We start from the raw sequence: 19,860 nt of genomic DNA on the forward strand, positions 1-19,860 counted from the left end.
GTCCTCAGGTCAGGCAGTGCGCGAGCGGCTCCCCGCGCACCCAGCGGCCCACCTCTTCGGCGGCGATCCGCGCGGCCTTCTCCGCCACCGCGCGCGACGCCCCGCCCAGGTGCGGGGTCAGCACGACACGGTCACCCAGCCCCAGCAACCGGGACTCCGCAGGCAGCGGCTCCCGCTCGTAGGTGTCGAGCGCCGCCGACGACAGCCGACCGCTCTCCAGCGCGTCGCACAGCGCGCCCTCGTCCAGCAGCGGGCCCCGGGCCACGTTCACCACCACCGCGCCGGGCGGCAGCAGCCCCAGCTCCCGGGCGCCGATCAGCCCCCGGGTCTCGGGCGTGAGCCGGGCGTGCAGGGTGATCACCCGGGAGTCGCGCAGCAGGTCGTCGAGGGAGTTCACGCGCAGTCCGTGGATCTCCCCGTGCACATACGGGTCGTACACCATCACCCGCGCCCCGAACGCGCACAGCACCCGGGCGACCCGGCTGCCGACGGCCCCGTATCCGACCAGCCCGACGGGCAGGTCCTCCAGCTCCAGACCGCTCTGCTCGTACGTGTAGTAGGTCGCGCCCTCCCAGCTGCCCTGCCGGGCCAGCGGGTCATGGGCCTGGGGGATGCGGCGCAGGGCCGACAGCATCAGGCCGACGGTGAACTCGGCGGTGGCGGCGGCGTTGCGGCCCGGCGCGAAGCACACCCGCACGTCCCGGTTCTTCGCCGCGTCCAGGTTGACGTTCACCGGCCCGCCCCGGCACACCACGACCAGCTTCAGGTCCGGACAGGCGGCGAGAACCCGCTCCGTCACCGGCCCCATCTGCGTGACCAGGACCTCCGCCCCGGCCAGCGCCTCGATCAGCTCGTCCTCGGCGTCACTGGCCTCCTGCACCTCGGCGACCGGCCCGAACGGCTCCAGCGGCCAGCCGAGTTCCAGCTCCCTGATCCGCGCCCGCTCCACCTCGTGTTCCACCGCCCGGGTGATCAGCGACGGCAGGACGAAGTGGTCACCGGCGGCCACGACACGCACGTTCTCTTCGGAGGTCATCGCAGTGAGGCTCCTGTCTCGGCGTCGAAGACATGGGTGTGCTGGGGATCGGCGGCGACCCGGACCCGATCGTCGTGGGCGAGCCGCACCTCGGGGTCGGTGAGGACGACCAGATGCCGTTCGACCCCGTCGAGGGCGAGGGTCGCCAGGCCCGACTCCAGGAGCGGTTCGTGCGCGACGACCCGGGCGGGCAGGCCGCCTTCGGCGGTGAGCGAGACGTCCTCGGGGCGGATCCCGACCACCACCTCCCGCCCCTGCTCCACCGGCACGGGCAGCGCGATCCGCACCGAGCCGGAGAGGCGGGCCTCGCCGTCGCCGGTGGCGATGCCGGGCAGCAGGGTGATCGCGGGCTCGCCGACGAAGTCCGCGACGAACAGGTTGGCCGGGCTGTCGTAGATCTCGTACGGGGTGCCGAGCTGCTGGATCACGCCGTCCTTCATCACGGCGATCCGGTCGGCGAGCGAGAGGGCCTCCTCCTGGTCGTGGGTGACCAGGATCGTGGTGTGGCCCAAATCCTTCTGGATGCGCTTGAGTTCCCGGCGGGTGGTGTCGCGCTGGGCCGCGTCCAGGTGGGACAGCGGCTCGTCGAGGAGCAGCACGTCCGGCTCGCGGATCAGGGCCCGGGCGAGCGACACGCGCTGCTTCTGGCCGCTGGAGAGGCCTGCCGGGCGGGCGTCCAGGAGGTCGGTCAGCCCGACCCGCTCGGCGATCTCCTTCACCTTGCGGTCGACGTCACCCCGGGAACCGCGGGCGGCTTTCTTGCGCGCCTTGAGCCCGAACGCCAGGTTCTCCGCGACCGACAGCGGCGGATACAGCGCGTAGTTCTCGAACGCGACCCCGATGTTCCGCTGCTGGGCGGGCCGTTCGACCACCGAGTCCCCGCCGACCAGGATGTCCCCGCCGGTGACCGACTCCAGCCCGGCGATCATGCGCAGGGTGGTCGACTTGCCGCACCCGGACGGCCCGAGCAGCCCGAGCAGTTCCCCGGATCGCAGGCTCAGGTCGATCCCGCGAACGGCATCCACCGATGGCCGCCCCCGCGACTGATACGTCTTACGCAGCTCACGTAGCTCCAGTCCGGTTCCCGTCATGGCCGTCCCCTTTTCCGGGCGTCGGGCAAACCTCGTAACGGACCTTGTGCTCGTCCAGATCCCGCAGCGCCTCCGCCGACGCCCCGTCGTCCACCAGGAGCGTGTCGAAGCGGGACAGCGGGACGACCCGGTGCAGGGCGACCCGGCCGAGCTTGGTGTGGTCGATCAGCAGGACGTTCCGTGCCGCCGCGTCGAGCATCGCCCGCTTCACGGACACGATGTGCTGCTCCTGGTGGTAGGCGTAACCCCCGTGCACGGCCGACGTCGACGCGAAGCACACGTCCACGCGCAGCTGCTCGACCGCCTCCACGCAGGACACCCCCAGGAAGGAGGAGTGCAGCGGATCGTAGTCGCCGCCGAGCGCCATCAGGTGGATGCCCCGCTGGTCGGACAGCAGGTTGATGGCCTCCAGGAAGTTGGTGACGACCGTCAGCGGCGTGACCTCGCCCGTGCGCAGCCGCCTGGCTATCTCCAGGGTGGACGTGGAGTCGTCCAGCAGGATCGCCATGCCGGGCTCCACCATCCGCAGCGCGTGCTCGGCGACGGCGGCCTTCTCGGCCCGCATGGTCTTCAGCCGGTACTGCACGTTCGACTCGAAGACCCCCGACGGCTGCGCGGTCACCCCGCCCCGGGACTTGCGTACGATGCCCTGTCGTTCGAGCTCGTCGAGGTCGCGGTGGATGGTCATCAGGCTCACCCCGAACCGCTCGGCCAGCTCCGCCGCCGTCGCCGAACCGTCGGCCAGCACCTGCTCGGCCATGGCGGCCTGCCGCGCCGCGGGCCCCTGCTGTCCACCACTGCTGCTGCTCATGATCGTGTCTCTATCCGTCGTCCCGGTCGCTCCGGCCGGTCGGCCTCGAACAGCAGCAGGTTCTCAGGCCGGACCGCGAGCCGTACCGGTTCGTCCGCACGAAGGCGTGCCGCGTCCGCCCGGGGCGCCACCAGCGACACCCGCTGCTCCCCGGTCCCCAGCCGGACGGTGACCTCGACGGACCGTCCGAGCACCTCCGTGACGTACACGGTCCCGGTGAGCTCGTGCCCGTCGCCGTGCAGGGCGATGTCCCGGGGCCGCAGACCGACCAGCACGTCCGTGCCCGGCGCGGCCTGGGCCCGGACCGGAAGCTCCACCCCGCCGTCCGCACGCACCCCGCTCTCCGTCACCACCCCCGGCAGCAGATTGATCCGGGGCCGCCCGAAGGCCCGCGCGACCTCCGTGTCGTACGGCGTGTACCAGATCTCCTCCCGCGTGCCCGTCTGCACGATCCGCCCCTGACGGATGACCCCGATCCGGTCGCCGAGCGCCAGCGCCTCGACGGAGTCGTGCGTGACGTACAGCGTGGTGGTGTGCTGCACGGCCCCGATCGCCTTCAGCTCGGCCCGCATCTGCTGGCGCAGCTTGGCGTCCAGGTGGGACAGCGGCTCGTCGAGCAGGAAGGCCCGGGCCGGCCGCACCAGCACCCGCCCGAGGGCGACCCGCTGCCGCTGTCCGTTGGACAACTGGCCCACGGGCCGGTCGAGCAGGGCGGAGATGCCGAGCAGCTCGGCGACCGCGCCGATCCGCTGCCGGGCCTCGTCGGCGGGCAGCCGGTGCCGGGGGGAGCGCAGCGGCGAGGCCAGGTTGTCGTAGGCCGAGCGGTGCGGGTAGAGCGCGTAGCTCTCGAAGCACATGGCCACGCCCCGGTCGTACGGCTCCACGCCCCGCATGTCCTCGCCGTCGAGCACGACCGTGCCGGAGTCGGGCGGTTCGAGCCCGGCGATCGTCTTGAGCGTCGTCGTCTTACCGGCCCCCGACGGGCCCAGCAGACAGAAGAACTCGCCCTCCCTGACCTCCAGTTCGAGTTCGTCGAGCGCGACGGTCTTGCCGTACGCCTTCCGTATCCCGCTCAGCGTGATCACGATTTCACCGCCCCGAACGACAGACCGCGCACCAGATACCGCTGGATCGTCAGCGCCAGCAGCAGCGGCGGTACGACGGAGACCAGCGCGGCGGCGGCCGTCAGGTTGTACTTGGGCCGGTCCCCGCCCAGGAAGGACAGCGCGCCCACGGTCACCGTCTGGGCCTCGTTGGAGGTGAGGATCAGCGGGAAGACGAAGTTGTTCCAGGCGAAGATGAAGGCCAGCAGCGACACGGCCGCGATGCCCGGCTTGACCAGCGGCAGGGCGACGCGGAAGAAGGCCTGCTTGCGGGTGTAGCCGTCCAGCAGGGCCGCCTGTTCCAGCTCCGGTGTCAGATCGGCGAAGTAGGACCGCATGATCCACACGATCAGCGGCAGTGTCACCAGTTGCAGCACCCACACCATGCCGACGTACGTGTCGAACAGGCCGAGCTTCTGGTACAGCACGAACAGCGGGATGATCACGGTGAGTTCGGGCGCGAAGCGGAACGACAGCAGCGTGAACATCAGGTTCTCGGAGCCCTTGAACCGCCACCGCGCCGAGGCGTACGCCGCCGGCAGCCCCACCACCAGCGACAGCGCGACCGCTCCCACCGACACCACCAGGCTGTTGACGAAGAACCGCACGAACGGGATGCCCTCGCTGTCGCCGAGGACCGTCCGGTAGCCGTCGAGGGTGGGGGAGAAGGAGAAGTAGGTGGAGAAGAGCTGGTCGGTCGGCTTCAGCGACAGGATCACCATCCAGGCGATCGGGAACAGCGCGAAGACGAAGTAGAGGACGAGGGCGGTGTCGCACACCCACCCCACCAGGCGTTTCCTCATGTGGTCACCTCCGCGGCCTTCCGCTGGATCTTCCCCAGGTGCTTCACCAGCACCATCGCGGCCAGATACACCACGGCCCACAGCACGATCGTGTAGCTGATCCCGAAGGAGTACCGCTGGAAGCGGATGGCCTCGAGGTACGCCCGGATCTGGAGCACCACCGTCGAGTCACCCGGCCCGCCCTCCGTCAGGGCGTAGATGATGTCGAACACCTTCAGCGAGTCCATGAACCGGAAGATCACCGCGACCAGCACATACGGCCACAGCATCGGCAGCGTCAGCCGCCGGAAGGTGTACCACCACCCCGCGCCGTCCACGGCCGCCGCCTCGAACGGGGAGGCGGGCAGCGACCGCAGACCGGCGAGGGCGAGGATCGCCACGAACGGGGTGTACACCCACACGTCCACGGCGATCGACGACAGCAGCGCGCCCGTCGGGGTGTCGGTCCACTGCACCCCGCCCAGGCCGAAGGGCCTCAGCAGGTGGTTGACCACCCCGACCGACGGCTGGAGCATCAGCTTCCAGATGATCGCCGCGATGACCGGGGCGATCATCAGCGGCAGGATCAGGATCTTCTCCAGGACCCGGCCCAGCAGCGTCGAGCGGTGCAGCAGCAGGGCGACGGCCACCCCGAGCACGGTCTCGACGAGGGCCGCCCCGACCGCGTACAGCACCGTCACCCACGCCGAGTTCCAGAACGCCTCCTGCGTGAAGACGGCGCTGTAGTTCTCGAACCGCACCATGTCCGGCTGCGGTTTGCTCGCCGAGAAGTCGAACAGCGTGTAGTACAGCCCGAGCCCGAAGGGGTAGAGGATCCCGCAGGTCAGCAGCAGGGCCGGGACGATCAGGAGGTACGGGCGCAGGGCCAGGCGCATGCGCTACCCCACCTTGCCGGCGAGGTCGTCCGCCAGCCCGTCCAGGACCGACTTCGCGCCCTCGCCGCCGTAGATCTCCTGGAGGGCCGCCGCCCAGCTGGTCGTCGCGTCGAAGAACTGCGCCTGCGGGGTGAACTGGATCTTCGTCTGGTCGACGACCGTCTCGAAGGTCTCCAGGAAGCCCGGCAGATGCCGCATCTTGTCCTTGTACGCGGCGTCGTCGGCGACCGACTTGCGCACCGGGTCGATGTGGTTGTGCGTGATCGCGCTCTTGCGCAGGTGCTCCTTGCCGGTCGCCCACTGCAGGAACAGCCAACTGGCGCTCTTCTTCTTGCTCTTGGCGTTCATGCCGAGCGACCAGATCCACATGTTGGTGGCCAGCGACCCGTCCGGCCCCTTCGGCCCCGGGTGGAAGGCGATCTTCCCGGAGGCTGGGCTGGCGCCCTTCACCGCCTGGAAGTAGGCGGCCGTGTCGGCGTCGAACAGCATCCCGGCCTTCTTGGCGCCCAGGTCGCTTGAGCACTGGTACCAGGTGTACGACGTCCAGGACGGCGGCCCGCCCCGCTTGACCATCCGGGCCCAGTCCTCGGTGAAGGCGACGGCCTCGGGACTGTTCATGGCGGGCGTGAGCTTCCCGCCGTCGACCGTGAAGTCCTTCAGCCCGTTGCGGGCGTACATCGTCATGAAGCCGGGGTGGATGGTGGCCCAGCTCCTGGATCCGCGTACGGCGATCCCGTACATCCCGTCGAAACCGGCGCCCGGCGCCTTCCGCTTGATGGTCCCGGCCAGTTCGGCCAGCTCGTCGAACGACTCGGCGGGCTTCACACCGAGCTTCTTGAACACCTCGGTGTTGTAGGCGACGACGTTCGTCTCCCAGCCCCACGGCAGCGCGTACTGCCCGCCCTGGCCGAGCGGCGCGCCCGCCTTCAGCGACCACTGGTCGGCCTGGAGCAGGTTCGGGAAGAAGTCCCCCTGGTCCCACTCGGCGCCCGTCGCCGAGGAGTTGCGCATCCAGGGGCCGAGGTCCTCCAGCCAGTTCGGCGGCCCGTACTGCCACACCATGTACGCGCCGAGCATGAACACGTCGTAGGAGGCACGCCCGCTGGACAGGTCCACGGTGAGCTTGTCGAAGTAGTTGTCCTCGGGGAAGACGTCGTACTCGACCTTGATGCCGGTCTTCTCGGTGAAGGACTTCAGGTCGGCTATCAGGGCGTCCGTGTACGGGTGCTTGTTGAGCAACGCCTTGACGGTGGTGCCCTTCTCGCGCTTCCAGTCGAAGGAACCGGTGATGTCGTCCGCCGCCGACCCGTCGCTCTTGCTGTCGTTCCCGCCGAAACCGGAGCCGCAGGCCGTGAGCAGCGGGGCCGCGGCAGCCCCGGCGGCGAGGGCGAGGAAGCGCCGGCGGTCGTGCACGTGCGTGTCCATCCGTACCTCCACGTGGAGCCTGGTTAACACGTCGAGTCGACTCGTTAACAGAGGGTGGAACGGCTGAAGTTGGGCGTCAATCCCTCGCGCACGGGAAAATATCGGGGCACAGTGAGAAGTTCACAGATCCGGCTGCGACGGCGTGGGAGGTTCCGGATGGTGGACGAGGGTGCGGGCGAGGGGGAGGGCAGGGGCGCGGGCTGGCTGGGGATCGACCTGGGCACACAGAGCGTCCGGGTGCTGCTCGTCACCGCCGACGGCACGGTCCTCGGCAGCGGCTCGGCCCCGCTGACCGGGCGCCGCGATGGAGTGCGGCACGAGCAGGACCCGGTGCGCTGGTGGCAGGCGCTGTGCACGGCGTCCCGGGCGGCACTCGGCTCCGCCCCGCCGGGCCTGCCGATCGGCGGACTCGCGGTGTGCGGCACGTCCGGCACGGTCCTGCTCACGGACGGCTCGGGCCGGCCGGTGAGCCCCGCGCTGATGTACGACGACGGACGGGCGGCCTCGGAGGCGGCACGGGCCCGGGACGCGGGGCTCGCGGTGCAGGACACCTGGGCGCTGCCGAAGGCGCTGTGGCTGGTGGGGGAGTACGGCCCCGGCCTGCGGCTCGCCCACCAGCCCGACCTGATGGTCACCCGCCTCACCGGCGAACCGCCCCCGGCCGACTCCAGCCACGCCCTCAAGACGGGCTACGACCTCCGTCGCGAGGCATGGCCGGAGGCGGCCCTGGCCCAACTGGGCTTTCCCGACCGCCTGTTGCCCGACGTCGTACGCCCGGGCACCCGCCTCGGCGAGGTCTGCGCGCAGGCCGCCGAGGCCACCGGCATCCCCGCCGGTACCCCGGTGCTCGCCGGCATGACCGACGGCTGCGCGGCCCAGATCGCCTCGGGCGCGCTGCGGCCCGGCTCCTGGAACTCGGTGCTCGGCACCACGCTCGTGCTCAAGGGAGCCGCCCGGGACCCGGTCCGGGACCCCACCGGAGTGGTCTACAACCACCGCGCCCCCGACGGCACCTGGCTGCCCGGCGGGGCGTCGAGCGTGGGCGCCGGGGCACTCGCGGCGCACTTCCCGGAGGCCGACCCGGCCGCGATGGACGAGCGGGCGGCGGCTTTCGAGCCGTCCCGCGCGGTCGCGTACCCGCTGGTGTCGCCGGGGGAGCGGTTCCCGTTCCTGGCGCCGGAGGCCACCGGGTTCGTCCTCGGCGACCCCGGGGACGACGCCGAGCTGTGGGCCGCGCTGCTCCAGGGTGTGGGCTTCGCGGAACGCCTGTGCCTGGACTACCTGCACCACCTCGGCGCCCCCCTCGACGGCCCGCTCACCTTCACCGGCGGCGGCGCCCGAAGCCCGTACTGGAACCAGCTGCGCGCCGACATCCTCGGCCGCCCGGCCCGCATCCCGGAGCAGACGGAACCGGCCCTGGGTATGGCGGCGTTGGCGGCGTACGGGGTGTCGGGGGCCGGGGATCTCGCGGACGTCGCAGAGCGCATGGTCCGCGTCCGCACGGTGCTCGAACCCCGCGCCGAGCGCACGGCCCGCTTCGCCGAGCCGTACGCTCGGCTCGTGAACACGCTGGAGGCCCGCGGCTGGCTGCCCCCATCCGTCGCGGAACACGCCCGCGCCCGCCTGCACCTGAACCCGGCGCAGTCATGACGACGGCCCTCACACGGCCCCGCACGGGCGCCCCGGCCATCGTGGCGCCGTCTCGCCCCGGTGGCCGGAGCGGGCTGGTGTGGCCTCGCCCCGGTGGCCCGATCCCCCTGGCGTCGACCGGCATGGGTGCTCGGGCCACTTGGCTGCTGCCCCGCGTCTTGACGGCCCTGGACATGGCCCCGAGCGGGCGCCCCGGCCGTCGTGGCGCCGCCTGGCCCCGCCGGCCGGATCGGCCTGGTGCTGTCTCGCCCTGGCGGCCCGAGCACCTTGGCGTCGACCGGCATGGGTGCTCGGGCCACTTGGCTGCTGCCCCGCGTCTTGACGGCCCTGACATGGCCCCGAGCGGGCGCCCCGGCCGTCGTGGCGCCGCCTGGCCCCGCCGGCCGGAGTGGCCTGGCGCGGCCTCGCCCCGGCGGCCCGAGCACCTTGGCGCCGCCCGGCATCGGCGCTCCGACCACCTGGCTGCCGACCCGCGTCGGTGGCCCGACCACGTACGAACGGACCGGCCCATGACCACGACCCTCCTGCTGGCCCGCCACGGGCAGACCGTCTGGCACGCCGAGAACCGGTACGCCGGGGTCAGCGACATCGAGCTGACCGACACCGGACGCGCCCAGGCCGAGGCCCTCGGCCGGTGGGCCGCCGCCCACCCCGTCGACGCGATCTGGACGTCCCCGCTGTCCCGGGCCGGCGCCACCGCCGAGCCCGCCTGCCGCGCCCTGGGCCTCACCCCGCAGCGCGAACCCGGCCTCATCGAGTGCGACTTCGGGGTGGTGGAGGGCCGCACACTCGCCGAGTTCGAGGCGGAGGACCCGGAGTGGGCCGCGGCCTACCGTGCCGACCCGGTGGCCCACTCCTTCCCCGGCGCCGAGGATCCGCTGGCGGCAGCGGCCCGGGGTACCCGTGCCCTGCGGGACATCGCCGCCGCCCACCCCGGCGGACGCGTCCTGGTCGTCGCCCACAACACCCTGCTGCGGCTGGTGCTGTGCACGCTGCTGTCGATCCCGCCCCGGGAGTACCGCAGAGTGCTCCCGCGGTTGCGGAACGCGGCGATCAGCGAACTGCGCATGAACTCCGACGGTTCCGCCGCACTCCTCTCACTCAATGTGCCCTGTGAGGCGGAAGTGCCGTAGCACTATGGGCCCATGACGCAGATCGACACCTCGGTGCCGCACTCGGCCCGGATCTGGAACTACTGGCTGGGCGGCAAGGACAACTACCCGGTGGACGAGGCGGCCGGTGACGCCTACACCGCCGTGTTCCCCGGCATCGTCACCATCGCCCGCGGCAGCCGCGCCTTCCTCGGCCGCACCATCCGCCACCTCGTCCAGGAGGCGGGCGTACGGCAGTTCCTCGACGTCGGCACCGGCCTGCCGACCGTCGACAACACCCACGAGGTGGCCCAGCGCCTCGCCCCCGAGTCGCGCGTCGTCTACGTCGACAACGACCCCCTGGTCCTCGCGCACGCCCGCGCCCTGCTCACCTCCACGCCCGAGGGCGCGACGGCGTACGAGCCCATCAGCCTCTACGAGCCGGAGCGCATCATCGAGGCGGCCGGGAAGACCCTCGACCTCACCCGCCCCACCGCCCTGATCCTCAGCGGCATCCTGGGGCACGTGGCCGACTACGAACAGGCCCGCGACCTCGTCTGCCGCCTCCTGGCCGGCCTGCCCGCAGGCAGCCACCTCTCCCTGAACGAGGGCTCCCGCGGCACCGACCCGGCCTACGAACAGGCCCAGGACGCCTACAACGAGACCGGCGCGGTCCCCTACTTCCTGCGGCCGGTCGAGCGGATCGAGGCCTTCTTCGAGGGCCTGGAGCTGGTGGAACCGGGCGTGGTCTCGGTACCGCTGTGGCGCCCCGAGCCGGGCGCGTCCACGGAGGCGATCGGCCAGCACGGCGGCCTGGGCCGCAAGCCGTAGCCCACGCACGGGAAAGCCCCCGCGAGTCAGGTCCTCGCGGGGGCTTCCTTCTTTCCGCCTGCCGCCGTGAAGGGTGAGAAGACGATCACGAGGCAGGACGACTCGACGGCACGCCGTCAGGGCGCCAGCAGCAGCACGTCCGCGCGGGACTTGGCGGCCTCGTAACGCCGGGCCACATCCTGCCAGTTGACGACCTGCCACATGGCCTCGATGAAGTCGACCTTCTGGTTCTTGTACTGCAGGTAGAAGGCGTGCTCCCAGGCGTCGAACACGAGGATCGGGGTGGCGCCCTGGCCGACGTTGCCCTGATGGTCGTAGACCTGCTCCACGATCAGCCGCCCGCTCAGCGGCTCATAGGCGAGCACACCCCAGCCCGAGCCCTGCGTGGTCGCGGAGGCCTTGGTCAGCTGCGCCTTGAAGTTCGCGTAGGAACCGAAGGACTCGGCGATCGCGTCCGCGAGTTCCCCCACACCGTCGGCGGCCAGCGGCTCCCCGCCACCGTCCTTCGGGCCGGTCATGTTCTGCCAGTAGATGCTGTGCAGGATGTGCCCGGACAGATGGAAGGCCAGATTCTTCTCCAGCCCGTTGATCGCCCCCCACGTCTCCTTGTCCCGCGCCTCCGCGAGCTGCTCCAGCGTGTCGTTGGCACCCTTCACATAGGCCGCGTGGTGCTTGTCGTGGTGCAGCTCGATGATCTCGGGACTGATCACGGGGGCGAGCGCGGAGTAGTCGTACGGGAGCTCGGGCAACGTGTAGACGGGCAAGGCGGGACCCCTTCGAACCTCTTATTGCAATTAGCTTGCAACTGCACGCTAGCAGCAGGATGGCGACGGTGGGTGCCCGGGCGCACGAAAAGGCCCCCGCGTGTGTCGCGGGGGCCTTCACGATGAGATTCCTACTGCCTGGCGCGCGCCTTCTGCCACGCGTACCCGACAGCCGCCAGCACCAGTGTCATCCCGCCCGTCGAGTACAACTGCACCCGCGTGTCCGGCTCCCGGGCCATCAGGACGAAGACCGCGGCCATGCCGGCCAGGGCGACCCAGGTCAGCCAGGGGTACGCCCACATCCGTACGGCCAGCTTCTCCGGCGTCTCGCGCTCCAGGCGGCGGCGCAGGCGCAGTTGCGAGACGGCGATGAAGATCCAGACGACCAGGATCACCGCGCCGATCATGTTCAGCAGCCAGGCGAAGACGTCGTTCGGCCGCCAGTAGCTCAGCAGCACGCACAGGAACCCGAAGACGGAGGACGCCAGTACGGCGATCCGCGGCACCCCGCCCGAGACCCGGCCCAGCACCTTCGGGCCCTGGCCGCGCTGCACGAGCGAGTAGCCGATGCGCGAGGCGCCGTAGACGTTGGCGTTCATGGCGGACAACAGGGCGACCAGCACGACCACGTTCATCAGCTGCCCGGCGCCGGGGATGCCCAGCTCGTCCAGGGCGGCGACGTACGGGCCCTTCTCGACGACCTCCTTGGAGTCCCACGGCACCAGGGTGACGATGACGGCCATCGAGCCGACGTAGAACAGCGCGATGCGCCACATCGCCGTACGGACCGCGCTCGCCACGCCCTTGACGGGGTTCTCCGACTCGGCCGCCGCGATGGTGACCGTCTCCAGGCCGCCGTAGGCGAAGACCGAGGCGAGCAGGCCGATGACGAGGCCCTCACCGCCGTTCGGCATGAAGTCGGTGAGGTGGCTCGTGCCCGGCGAGTCCGTGCCGGGCAGGACGCCGAGGATCGCCAGGACGCCGAGCGCCAGGAACAGGGTGATCGCACCGACCTTCAGAGCCGCGAACCAGAACTCGAACTCGCCGAAGTTCTTCACGGCCGCGAGGTTCGTGCCGCAGAAGACGACCATGAACAGCGCCACCCACGCCCACTCCGGGGTGCCCGGCAGCCAGCCGCTGACGATCTTCGCGGCCCCGATGCCCTCCAGGCCGACGGCCGTACAGAGCAGGACCCAGAACGCCCACCCGGCGGTGAACCCGGCCCAGGGGCCGATCGCCCGCTCCGCGTGGGCCGAGAACGACCCCGACGAGGGATACGCGGCCGACATCTCGCCGAGCATCCGCATCACCAGCATCACGAGGAGACCGGAGAGGGCGTAGGCGACCACGATCGACGGACCGGCCGCGGCGATACCCGCGCCGGAGCCGACGAACAGACCGGCGCCGATCACCCCGCCGAGGGCGATCATCGACAGGTGTCGCTGTTTCAGGCCATGGGAGAGGGAGGCGTCGTCCGTGCTGGGCGGCGTCCCGGTGGTGGTGCTGGGCATGGGCGCGGCTCGTCCAATGCGTGAGAGGCGAGAGAGGGCAAAAACGCCGCCAGTCTGGGTGGTCCCTTCGCCCAGGAGGGAGGGGTGTCCAGCATGCGGACATATGGAACGCACGCCGTGAGGCCCCGGGAACGGAGGGTGGACGCCCGTCGCGGAAGCCACGGGCACCCGTCCTGGAGGCTATTTGGCGAAACCCTACAGTCCGCTTCTCCGCCGGGTCCGTGACCGAAGCCTCGCTGCCACCGTGACCGGCATCACGTCATGCTTGGTGTAACGCCCACCTTTTGTCCGGAGCCAACCAACCGCGCGTTCGCCCCTTTGTCGAGCGCTGACGGTGATCAGGGCGAGGACGCTGGGATAGCGTCACCGTGTCCCGACCCACCCTCACCCTCGCGGAGTCCCCATGAGCACCGCTGCCGTCCCCGCCCTCCCCCACTCTCGAAAGGGCTCGAGCGGGGGGACCCCCATCGGACAGGTCCTCGCCGACCTGCTCCCCGCCTCTCGTGTCCGGGACGCGGCCCTCGTGCTCGGCGGCGCCGCGCTCACCGGCCTCGCCGCCCAGATCTCGGTGCCCGTGCCGGGCTCCCCGGTGCCGGTGACCGGCCAGACCTTCGCCGCGCTGCTCGTCGGCACGTCCCTCGGCGCCGGCCGCGGCCTCATCGCGCTCGCGCTGTACGCCGTGGCGGGCATCGCGGGCGTGCCGTGGTTCGCGCAGGGCACCTCGGGCATCCTCCCCTCCTTCGGCTACATCCTCGGCATGATCCTCGCCTCCACCGTCGTGGGCGCCCTGGCCCGCCGCGGTGCCGACCGCTCGATGCTGCGCATGGCGGGCACGATGCTGGTGGGCGAGGCCATCATTTACGCCGTCGGCGTGCCCTACCTGGCCCTGGCCACCGGCATGTCCGCCACCGCCGCCATCGCGGCCGGCCTCACGCCGTTCCTGATCGGCGACGCGCTGAAGGCGGCGCTGGCGATGGGTGCGCTGCCGATGGCCTGGAAGCTCGCCGACAAGCGCTGACGCGACGGTCGCGGCTGACGTATCGGTCGCGCACGAGAGGCTCGCCGGGGGTTTCCCTCAGCCCGGCGAGCCTCTCGTGCGTCGTGGCGCTGCGCGGCGGGTTCAGACCGCCTGAGGCCGGGGTCTCAGTCCGCCTGCGGCCCCGACTGCCGCCTGGACCACCACATTCCGGCCGCGCCCGCCGCGAGCAGCGAGGCCCCGGCCGCGCCCAACGGCAGCAGATCACGTACCGGACCGGTCTCCGCCAGCTCCTTGCCGCCCGGGGACACCGGCTTGTTGTCGGTACCGAGCAGCAGGGGAGTGGCCGGGGCGTCCGGCGACGGGTTGGTCGTGCCGAACGGCACCGGGCCCTGCTGCCAGAACGTCTTCTTCCCGTCGGCGGTCTGGACGGGCAGACAGATCTTTCCGGCCTTGCTCAGGTCGTACGTCGCGTCCACGGCATAGGACTTCGACTTACCGGCCGCGAGATTGTCGACGGCGCAGGCGAAACCGCTGTTCGAACCCTCCGGAAGGCCGTTCTCGGGTATCGCGGAACAGCCCTCGACGCTCTTGACCACAAGCCCGTCGAATCCGACGACCAGCAGCCTGATCTTCCCGCTGTCCTTGCTCCCCTCGTTCTTCACGGTGGCGGTAATCGCCGTCTTTTTCGAACCGTTGTCGACCGAGATCTTCTCGGGCAGCAGCGTGGTGAGCTTCACCCCGGCCGGTGCTTCGTCGACTGCCTTTCCTCCCTTGCCGCTTGCGGGCCCTCCGTCCTCCGCGCCGGCAGTGCCGGAAAGGATCAGCACCGCCGAGAATGATGCCGCGACCAGCGGCCCCACGACCACGGCCGTACGACGAGAACTCATGTTCGCCCCCCTTGCGTCCCCCTGGCTGCGCCTGAATTCGCAGCACTGAAAGAGGTACCACAAGATTTCGTCGCACTATCCTGGTACGGCGTGAAGTGTGACCGTTGTGTTTCACTGGAGGCGGTCGCGGCGTCGTGGAGGGGGTGCAGCGGATTGCCGGGGAATGTGAATAGCGGCGGTGTTCCAGGGATATTGGTGACGGGGCGCTATCGGTTGGTCGAAAGTATCGGCCAGGGGGGAATGGGGCGGGTGTGGCGAGCCGCCGACGAAATGCTCGACCGGCCGGTCGCCGTCAAGGAAATGCGGATCGACGGTATCGACGCGGAGGACAACAGGACGCGCCGCGAACGCACCCTGCGCGAGGCCAGGGCCACGGCCCGGATCGACCACCCCAACGTCGTACGGGTCTACGACGTGGTCGACGAGGGCGAACGCCTGTGGATCGTCATGGAGTTGGTGGCCGGCCGCTCCCTGGAACGGATCCTCGCGGAGGACGGCCCCCTGAGCCCCGGCGAGACGGCCCGGATCGGGCTCGGCCTGGTCGCGGCGCTACGGCAGGTGCATGCGCGGGGCGTCCTGCACCGGGACATCAAGCCCGGGAACGTCCTGGTGGAGAACGCGGCCGGGCCGGCCGGATCAGGACGCCGCGGCGGCCCGGGTTCCGGCCGGCGCCCGGGACCCGGCTCCCCTGAACGGCGCGTCGTCCTCACGGACTTCGGCATCGCCGCGATCCAGGACGCCAAGGCCCTCACGATGGTCGGGATGCTGGTCGGCTCGCCCGACTACATGGCCCCCGAGCGCATCTCCGGCCGCCCACAGGGCCCGCCCTCCGACAACTGGTCCCTCGGCGCGACCCTCTGCGCGGCCCTGGGCGGCCGCTCCCCCTTCGCCCGCGACACCACGCTGGCGACCCTGCACGCGGTCCTCTACGAGGAACCCGAACTCCCCGCCGCCTCCGGCCCGTTGCGCGACATCCTCACATCCCTCCTGGAAAAGGACCCGTCGACCCGCCCGAACCTGGAGGACCTGGAAACGGCCCTGGAAGCGGTGGCGTTCCCGGTTCCCACGCCGACGGTGTCGGTGGGGTGGGGGGCGGTCGGCCTCGAGGAAACCCTGGGGGGAGGGGGATTTGAGGAGGGACGGCCGGAGCCGGACCTACACACGCAACCGGAACCGGAACCGGATCGGCAACGTACCCCGGACCTGGAACCGGAGCCGGGACCGGGAGCGAGGCCGGACTTGGACACGGAGGGGGAGCCGGGACCGGGACCGAGGCCGGACTTGGACACCGAGGGGGAGCCGGGACCGGGACCGAGGCCGGACCTGGACACGGACAGGGAACCGCAACGCATCCCGGACCCGGAAAAGCAACGCGCTCCGGAACCGGCCCCCGAGAAGAACCAGCAACCCACCCCTGAACCGGAACCCCGGACACCGGCCCTTACGACGGCGCCGCCACCCCTCACAGCCCTCACCCCACAGCAACCACCCACCCCGGCCCACGCGCAAGCCGCGCCCCAGGACCCCCGCCAACCCGCCCCCGTCCTGGACGCGACACCACTCCCGACCCTCGACCACCACCCCTCGGCCACGGCCACCACCGCTCCCACCACGGCAGCCGCCGCGAAGGCGCAGCCGAACACGCCCCTTCCCGACAGCCGTGCCACCACCACCCCCCGCCCGAGCCCCGTCTCCCTCACCCGCGCACAGGCAGCAACCGAGTGCCGCCCCCGCCCCACGCCGCCACCCTCCCCGATGCCGCCGGGCGAACTCCCCGGCCCCGCGGTCCCGGCCCTGTCCCGCCCCCGCGCAGGCCACCGCCGTAGGATGCTCGCCGCCGCGGCGGCCACGGTCGCGACGGCCGGTGCCGTCGCGGGAATCATCCTGGCGACATCGTCCGGCTCACCGGGCGACGACGCCCCCCGAGCAGGCTCCTCGGCCTCCGCACCCCCCACCACAGGCCCCACCCCGACACCCACGGCCACACCCACATCCACATCCACCGTCGAGGGCACAGCCCGGCCGCAGAGCCTGCCGCCGGGTACGCACCGGGAGGCCGGTGGGTTCGCCTGGGCGACACCGGAGGGCTGGCGGCGGGACGTGAAGACGGGCGCGGAGGTGCACTACACCTCCCCGGACGGCACCCAGGAACTGGTCGGCAAGTCCGCCCTGGCGCACGGCGACCTCCTGGAGACCTGGCAGACCTCGGAACGCAACGCCCACCAGGGCCAGGACTACAGCAAGATCCGCCTGGAGGAGACGACGTTCCGCGGCCACCCGGCGGTGGTCTGGGAGTACACCTTCACGCTGGAGGGCGTCCGCTGGCACGCCCGTCTGCTCGGCTTCAACGTGGGCGGCAAGTCGTACCAGGTCAACACCTGGTACCAGGCAGGGATCGAGGAGGAGGCCCTGAGCACGTACGAGAAGGTCAAGGACAGCTTCACAGTGCTGTAGAGGGCGCAAAAAGAGGCCTGCGGTGCGCGTCCTGAAAGCCAGAACACGCACCGCAGGCCTCACACGATCAAGAGGCGAGAGCCCGCCGGTCAGCGTCAGCCGGCCGAGACCTCGTCCCGGCCCTCGTCCGGAACCTCGACCCGCGCGGCGTCGGCGCCCCGCCGACCGCGGCCCCTCTGCTTCACGAAGGCGATGACGAGCACCACGGCCGCGACGAGCAGCGACAGCAGGATGGTCTGGCGCCCGTCGTGCTCGGTGTCGGTGAGCATGTAACCGAGGATGAACACGATCAGTCCGGCCGTCGCCCAGGTCAGATACGGGTACAGCCACATCTTGACGACGAGCTTCTCCGGCGCCTCCGCCTGGATGATCTTCCGCATCCGCAGCTGGGAGAAGCAGATCACCAGCCACACGAACAGGGCGACCGCGCCACTGGAGTTCACGAGGAAGAGGAAGACGGAGTCCGGGAACTTGTAGTTGAAGAAGACGGCGACGAAGCCGAACGCGACGGACGCGAGGATCGCGGTCCGCGGCACGCCGTTGCCGGTCGTGCGGGCGAAGGACTTCGGCGCGTCGCCGCGCCGGCCGAGGGAGAAGGCCATGCGGGAGGCGGTGTAGAGACCGGAGTTGAGACAGGACAGCACCGAGGTCAGCACGATGAAGTTCATGATCTGACCGGCGTGCGGAATGCCCAGGGAGTCGAGCGCGGCGACGTAGGAGCCGTCGTCGGTGATGGACTTGCTGTCCCACGGCAGCAGGGCCACCACGACGAAGATCGAACCGAGGTAGAAGACGCCGACTCGCCAGATGATGCTGTTGGTGGCCTTGGTGACGGCCTGCTGCGGGTTCTCGGACTCACCGGCGGCCAGGGTGGCGATCTCGCTGCCCATGAAGGAGAAGACGACCAGGAGCACACCGGTGAGGATGGCGCCCGCGCCATGGGGAAGGAAGCCGCCGTGCTGGGTGAGGTTGCTCAGCCCGGCCTGCTCACTGTCCACGCCGGGCAGCAGCCCGAAGACGGCAAGCCCACCGATGACGATGAACGCGGCGATCGCGACGACCTTGATCCCGGCGAACCAGAACTCGAACTCGCCGTACGACCCGACGGACACCAGGTTGGTCGCGGTGAGCACCAGCATCACGATCAGGGCCCAGGCCCATTGCGGCACGGCCGGGATCCAGCCCTCCAGGATCACGGCACCGGCGGTGGCCTCGACCGCGAGCACCACGACCCAGAAGAACCAGTACAGCCAGCCGATGGAGAAACCGGCCCAGGGGCCGAGCGCCCGGTCGGCGTGCGCGGAGAAGGAACCCGAGGTCGGGTTGGCGGCCGACATCTCACCGAGCATCCGCATCACCAGCACCACGAGCGTGCCGACGAGGGCGTACGACAGGAGAATGCCGGGGCCTGCGGTGGCGATACCGGAACTGGACCCCACGAAGAGCCCGGCTCCGATGACGCCACCGATGGCGATCATCGACAGATGCCGGTTCTTGAGCCCGGCCTGCAGTCCGGAGTTGCCCTCCGGCCCGCTGGGTTCTCCGGGGCCTCCGGGGTCGTTTCCGGTCGTCTTCAGTGTCGGCTGCGAGGTCATGGAACGGATTTCCTTTGCGCCGGGGAGTTGTTCTTCCGTACGGGGCCGCACCAGCCGTACGAACGGGGTGTGTCGCGGCATGACGGTGTACGGGTCCTCGTACGAGCGGGTGTACGAGCCGGTCCAGTGAATCGGAGGCGAACGTTTTCGAGAACCTTTGAATCCGGATTGTTACTTGAGATTTTCCTGAGGTTCCGTAATGCGGCTCACATTCGCCTCACGTTTTCATGAGCGCCACCCCGCGCGCCTTCCCCGAAACACCCGTGTCACACTCATCCCATGCGCGTGTACCTCGGCTCGGACCATGCCGGCTACGAACTCAAGAACCACCTCGTCGACTGGCTGAAGGCGGCGGGTCACGACCCCGTCGACTGTGGCCCGCACATCTACGACGCCCAGGACGACTACCCGCCCTTCTGCCTCCGCGCGGCGGAGCGCACGGCCGCGGATCCCGACGCCCTCGGCATCGTCATCGGCGGTTCAGGCAACGGCGAGCAGATCGCCGCGAACAAGGTCAAGGGCGTCCGCGCGGCCCTCGCCTGGAGCGAGGAGACGGCGGCTCTCGGCCGCCAGCACAACAACGCCAACGTCGTCGCCGTGGGCGCGCGCATGCACTCGCGGGACGAGGCGACGGCCTTCATCGAGACGTTCCTCGCGACACCGTTCTCCGGTGACGAACGTCACATGCGCCGCATCGACATGCTCAACGAGTACGAAACGACGTCGGCCCTCCCCCCGATCCCGCCGCACCACCCCCAGCAGGGCCCGGACGCCTGAGCTGCTGAGACCGACCATGTGAGCCGGGCCGGGGCCGGGCTCGCGGCACACGGGCACGAGGGCGCAACGCCCCAGCGGGGTTCAGCCCGAGCCCGCCGCGGACCCAGCGCCCGCCCCGCGCCTTCGGCCAAGCCCCACGGCTCCACCCCGCCCCGACCCGGACACGGCCCAAGCCCG

17 protein-coding genes are annotated in these 19,860 nt (G+C 70.8%); 6 read left to right on the forward strand and 11 right to left on the reverse strand.

The genetic code is table 11. The features are described from left to right. Positions 1–4 precede the first annotated feature (4 nt). Genes ACZ58V_RS14640 through ACZ58V_RS14670 form a run of 7 tightly spaced genes read right to left on the reverse strand, consistent with a single transcriptional unit; the run spans position 5 to position 7,144 of the window. Positions 5–1,036: a 2-hydroxyacid dehydrogenase gene (locus ACZ58V_RS14640; RefSeq protein ID WP_468189789.1), complete on the reverse strand. Its 1,032-nt coding sequence runs from the start codon at positions 1,034–1,036 to the stop codon at positions 5–7. After that, the gene (locus ACZ58V_RS14645; protein ID WP_471290242.1) at positions 1,033–2,127 is read right to left on the reverse strand and encodes an ABC transporter ATP-binding protein; all 1,095 of its coding nucleotides are present in this window, start codon (positions 2,125–2,127) and stop codon (positions 1,033–1,035) included. Before ACZ58V_RS14645 ends, ACZ58V_RS14640 begins: the two co-directional genes overlap by 4 nt. After that, positions 2,099–2,938, reverse strand: coding sequence for a DeoR/GlpR family DNA-binding transcription regulator (locus ACZ58V_RS14650; protein ID WP_468189785.1), 840 nt, complete (start codon positions 2,936–2,938; stop codon positions 2,099–2,101). The genes ACZ58V_RS14645 and ACZ58V_RS14650 overlap by 29 nt, the downstream gene beginning before the upstream one ends. Then, entirely contained in the window at positions 2,935–4,023 is a 1,089-nt protein-coding gene (locus tag ACZ58V_RS14655; protein WP_471290244.1) for an ABC transporter ATP-binding protein, read from the reverse strand. Before ACZ58V_RS14655 ends, ACZ58V_RS14650 begins: the two co-directional genes overlap by 4 nt. Further along, positions 4,020–4,844 carry a carbohydrate ABC transporter permease gene (locus ACZ58V_RS14660; protein ID WP_468189775.1) on the reverse strand — a complete coding sequence of 275 codons (825 nt, stop codon included), beginning with the start codon at positions 4,842–4,844 and terminating at the stop codon, positions 4,020–4,022. The genes ACZ58V_RS14655 and ACZ58V_RS14660 overlap by 4 nt, the downstream gene beginning before the upstream one ends. Then, positions 4,841–5,719: a carbohydrate ABC transporter permease gene (locus ACZ58V_RS14665; protein WP_468189773.1), complete on the reverse strand. Its 879-nt coding sequence runs from the start codon at positions 5,717–5,719 to the stop codon at positions 4,841–4,843. The genes ACZ58V_RS14660 and ACZ58V_RS14665 overlap by 4 nt, the downstream gene beginning before the upstream one ends. A gap of 3 nt (positions 5,720–5,722) precedes the next feature. Next, on the reverse strand, positions 5,723–7,144 hold the full coding sequence (locus tag ACZ58V_RS14670; protein WP_471290246.1) for an ABC transporter substrate-binding protein: 1,422 nt from the start codon (positions 7,142–7,144) through the stop codon (positions 5,723–5,725). Between the two features lie 156 nt (positions 7,145–7,300). Here ACZ58V_RS14670 and ACZ58V_RS14675 point away from each other — a divergent pair, with 156 nt between their 5' ends. The 3 genes from ACZ58V_RS14675 (at position 7,301) to ACZ58V_RS14685 (ending at position 10,716) form a co-directional block, all read left to right on the forward strand. Then, positions 7,301–8,794, forward strand: a complete 1,494-nt coding sequence (locus ACZ58V_RS14675) for an FGGY-family carbohydrate kinase (protein WP_471290248.1) — start codon at positions 7,301–7,303, stop codon at positions 8,792–8,794. Between the two features lie 509 nt (positions 8,795–9,303). Next, a complete protein-coding gene (locus ACZ58V_RS14680; RefSeq protein WP_471290249.1) occupies positions 9,304–9,927 on the forward strand; it encodes a histidine phosphatase family protein in 624 nt (207 codons plus the stop codon). 12 nt (positions 9,928–9,939) lie between these two features. Beyond that, positions 9,940–10,716, forward strand: coding sequence for an SAM-dependent methyltransferase (locus ACZ58V_RS14685; protein WP_471290251.1), 777 nt, complete (start codon positions 9,940–9,942; stop codon positions 10,714–10,716). Positions 10,717–10,832: 116 nt separating this feature from the next. Here ACZ58V_RS14685 and ACZ58V_RS14690 read toward each other — a convergent pair whose 3' ends face one another. After that, positions 10,833–11,480, reverse strand: a complete 648-nt coding sequence (locus ACZ58V_RS14690; RefSeq protein ID WP_468189763.1) for a superoxide dismutase — start codon at positions 11,478–11,480, stop codon at positions 10,833–10,835. Between the two features lie 131 nt (positions 11,481–11,611). Next, positions 11,612–12,991 (reverse strand): amino acid permease, encoded by a 1,380-nt coding sequence (locus ACZ58V_RS14695; protein WP_468189761.1) that lies wholly within the window; start codon positions 12,989–12,991, stop codon positions 11,612–11,614. Positions 12,992–13,394: 403 nt separating this feature from the next. Between ACZ58V_RS14695 and ACZ58V_RS14700 the strand changes: the two genes are divergently transcribed. Further along, entirely contained in the window at positions 13,395–14,009 is a 615-nt protein-coding gene (locus ACZ58V_RS14700; RefSeq protein ID WP_471290253.1) for a biotin transporter BioY, read from the forward strand. 125 nt (positions 14,010–14,134) lie between these two features. On the opposite strand, the gene ACZ58V_RS14705 is transcribed toward ACZ58V_RS14700, so the two are convergent. Continuing rightward, positions 14,135–14,857: a hypothetical protein gene (locus tag ACZ58V_RS14705; RefSeq protein WP_471290254.1), complete on the reverse strand. Its 723-nt coding sequence runs from the start codon at positions 14,855–14,857 to the stop codon at positions 14,135–14,137. A 240-nt stretch (positions 14,858–15,097) separates the two neighbouring features. Here ACZ58V_RS14705 and ACZ58V_RS14710 point away from each other — a divergent pair, with 240 nt between their 5' ends. Continuing rightward, positions 15,098–17,311, forward strand: a complete 2,214-nt coding sequence (locus ACZ58V_RS14710; protein ID WP_471290256.1) for a serine/threonine-protein kinase — start codon at positions 15,098–15,100, stop codon at positions 17,309–17,311. Between the two features lie 95 nt (positions 17,312–17,406). Here the strand turns inward: ACZ58V_RS14710 and ACZ58V_RS14715 are convergent, their stop codons facing one another. Continuing rightward, entirely contained in the window at positions 17,407–18,906 is a 1,500-nt protein-coding gene (locus tag ACZ58V_RS14715; RefSeq protein WP_468189751.1) for an amino acid permease, read from the reverse strand. A gap of 279 nt (positions 18,907–19,185) precedes the next feature. On the opposite strand from ACZ58V_RS14715, the gene ACZ58V_RS14720 reads away from it, so the two are divergent. Continuing rightward, complete coding sequence (locus tag ACZ58V_RS14720) at positions 19,186–19,683, forward strand: ribose-5-phosphate isomerase (protein ID WP_468189748.1); 498 nt, start codon at positions 19,186–19,188, stop codon at positions 19,681–19,683. The last annotated feature ends 177 nt before the right edge of the window (positions 19,684–19,860 follow it).

Source organism: Streptomyces sp. NPDC040589 (assembly GCF_055594445.1).

What these genes read in the sequence shown, in the direction of transcription:
- ACZ58V_RS14640 (WP_468189789.1), bottom strand. Translation starts at nt 1,036, where the DNA reads ATGACCTCCGAAGAGAACGTGCGTGTCGTGGCCGCCGGTGACCACTTC.
- ACZ58V_RS14645 (WP_471290242.1), bottom strand. Translation starts at nt 2,127, where the DNA reads ATGACGGGAACCGGACTGGAGCTACGTGAGCTGCGTAAGACGTATCAG.
- ACZ58V_RS14650 (WP_468189785.1), bottom strand. Translation starts at nt 2,938, where the DNA reads ATGAGCAGCAGCAGTGGTGGACAGCAGGGGCCCGCGGCGCGGCAGGCC.
- ACZ58V_RS14660 (WP_468189775.1), bottom strand. Translation starts at nt 4,844, where the DNA reads ATGAGGAAACGCCTGGTGGGGTGGGTGTGCGACACCGCCCTCGTCCTC.
- ACZ58V_RS14665 (WP_468189773.1), bottom strand. Translation starts at nt 5,719, where the DNA reads ATGCGCCTGGCCCTGCGCCCGTACCTCCTGATCGTCCCGGCCCTGCTG.
- ACZ58V_RS14670 (WP_471290246.1), bottom strand. Translation starts at nt 7,144, where the DNA reads ATGGACACGCACGTGCACGACCGCCGGCGCTTCCTCGCCCTCGCCGCC.
- ACZ58V_RS14675 (WP_471290248.1), top strand. Translation starts at nt 7,301, where the DNA reads ATGGTGGACGAGGGTGCGGGCGAGGGGGAGGGCAGGGGCGCGGGCTGG.
- ACZ58V_RS14680 (WP_471290249.1), top strand. Translation starts at nt 9,304, where the DNA reads ATGACCACGACCCTCCTGCTGGCCCGCCACGGGCAGACCGTCTGGCAC.
- ACZ58V_RS14685 (WP_471290251.1), top strand. Translation starts at nt 9,940, where the DNA reads ATGACGCAGATCGACACCTCGGTGCCGCACTCGGCCCGGATCTGGAAC.
- ACZ58V_RS14695 (WP_468189761.1), bottom strand. Translation starts at nt 12,991, where the DNA reads ATGCCCAGCACCACCACCGGGACGCCGCCCAGCACGGACGACGCCTCC.
- ACZ58V_RS14700 (WP_471290253.1), top strand. Translation starts at nt 13,395, where the DNA reads ATGAGCACCGCTGCCGTCCCCGCCCTCCCCCACTCTCGAAAGGGCTCG.
- ACZ58V_RS14705 (WP_471290254.1), bottom strand. Translation starts at nt 14,857, where the DNA reads ATGAGTTCTCGTCGTACGGCCGTGGTCGTGGGGCCGCTGGTCGCGGCA.
- ACZ58V_RS14710 (WP_471290256.1), top strand. Translation starts at nt 15,098, where the DNA reads ATGGGGCGGGTGTGGCGAGCCGCCGACGAAATGCTCGACCGGCCGGTC.
- ACZ58V_RS14715 (WP_468189751.1), bottom strand. Translation starts at nt 18,906, where the DNA reads ATGACCTCGCAGCCGACACTGAAGACGACCGGAAACGACCCCGGAGGC.
- ACZ58V_RS14720 (WP_468189748.1), top strand. Translation starts at nt 19,186, where the DNA reads ATGCGCGTGTACCTCGGCTCGGACCATGCCGGCTACGAACTCAAGAAC.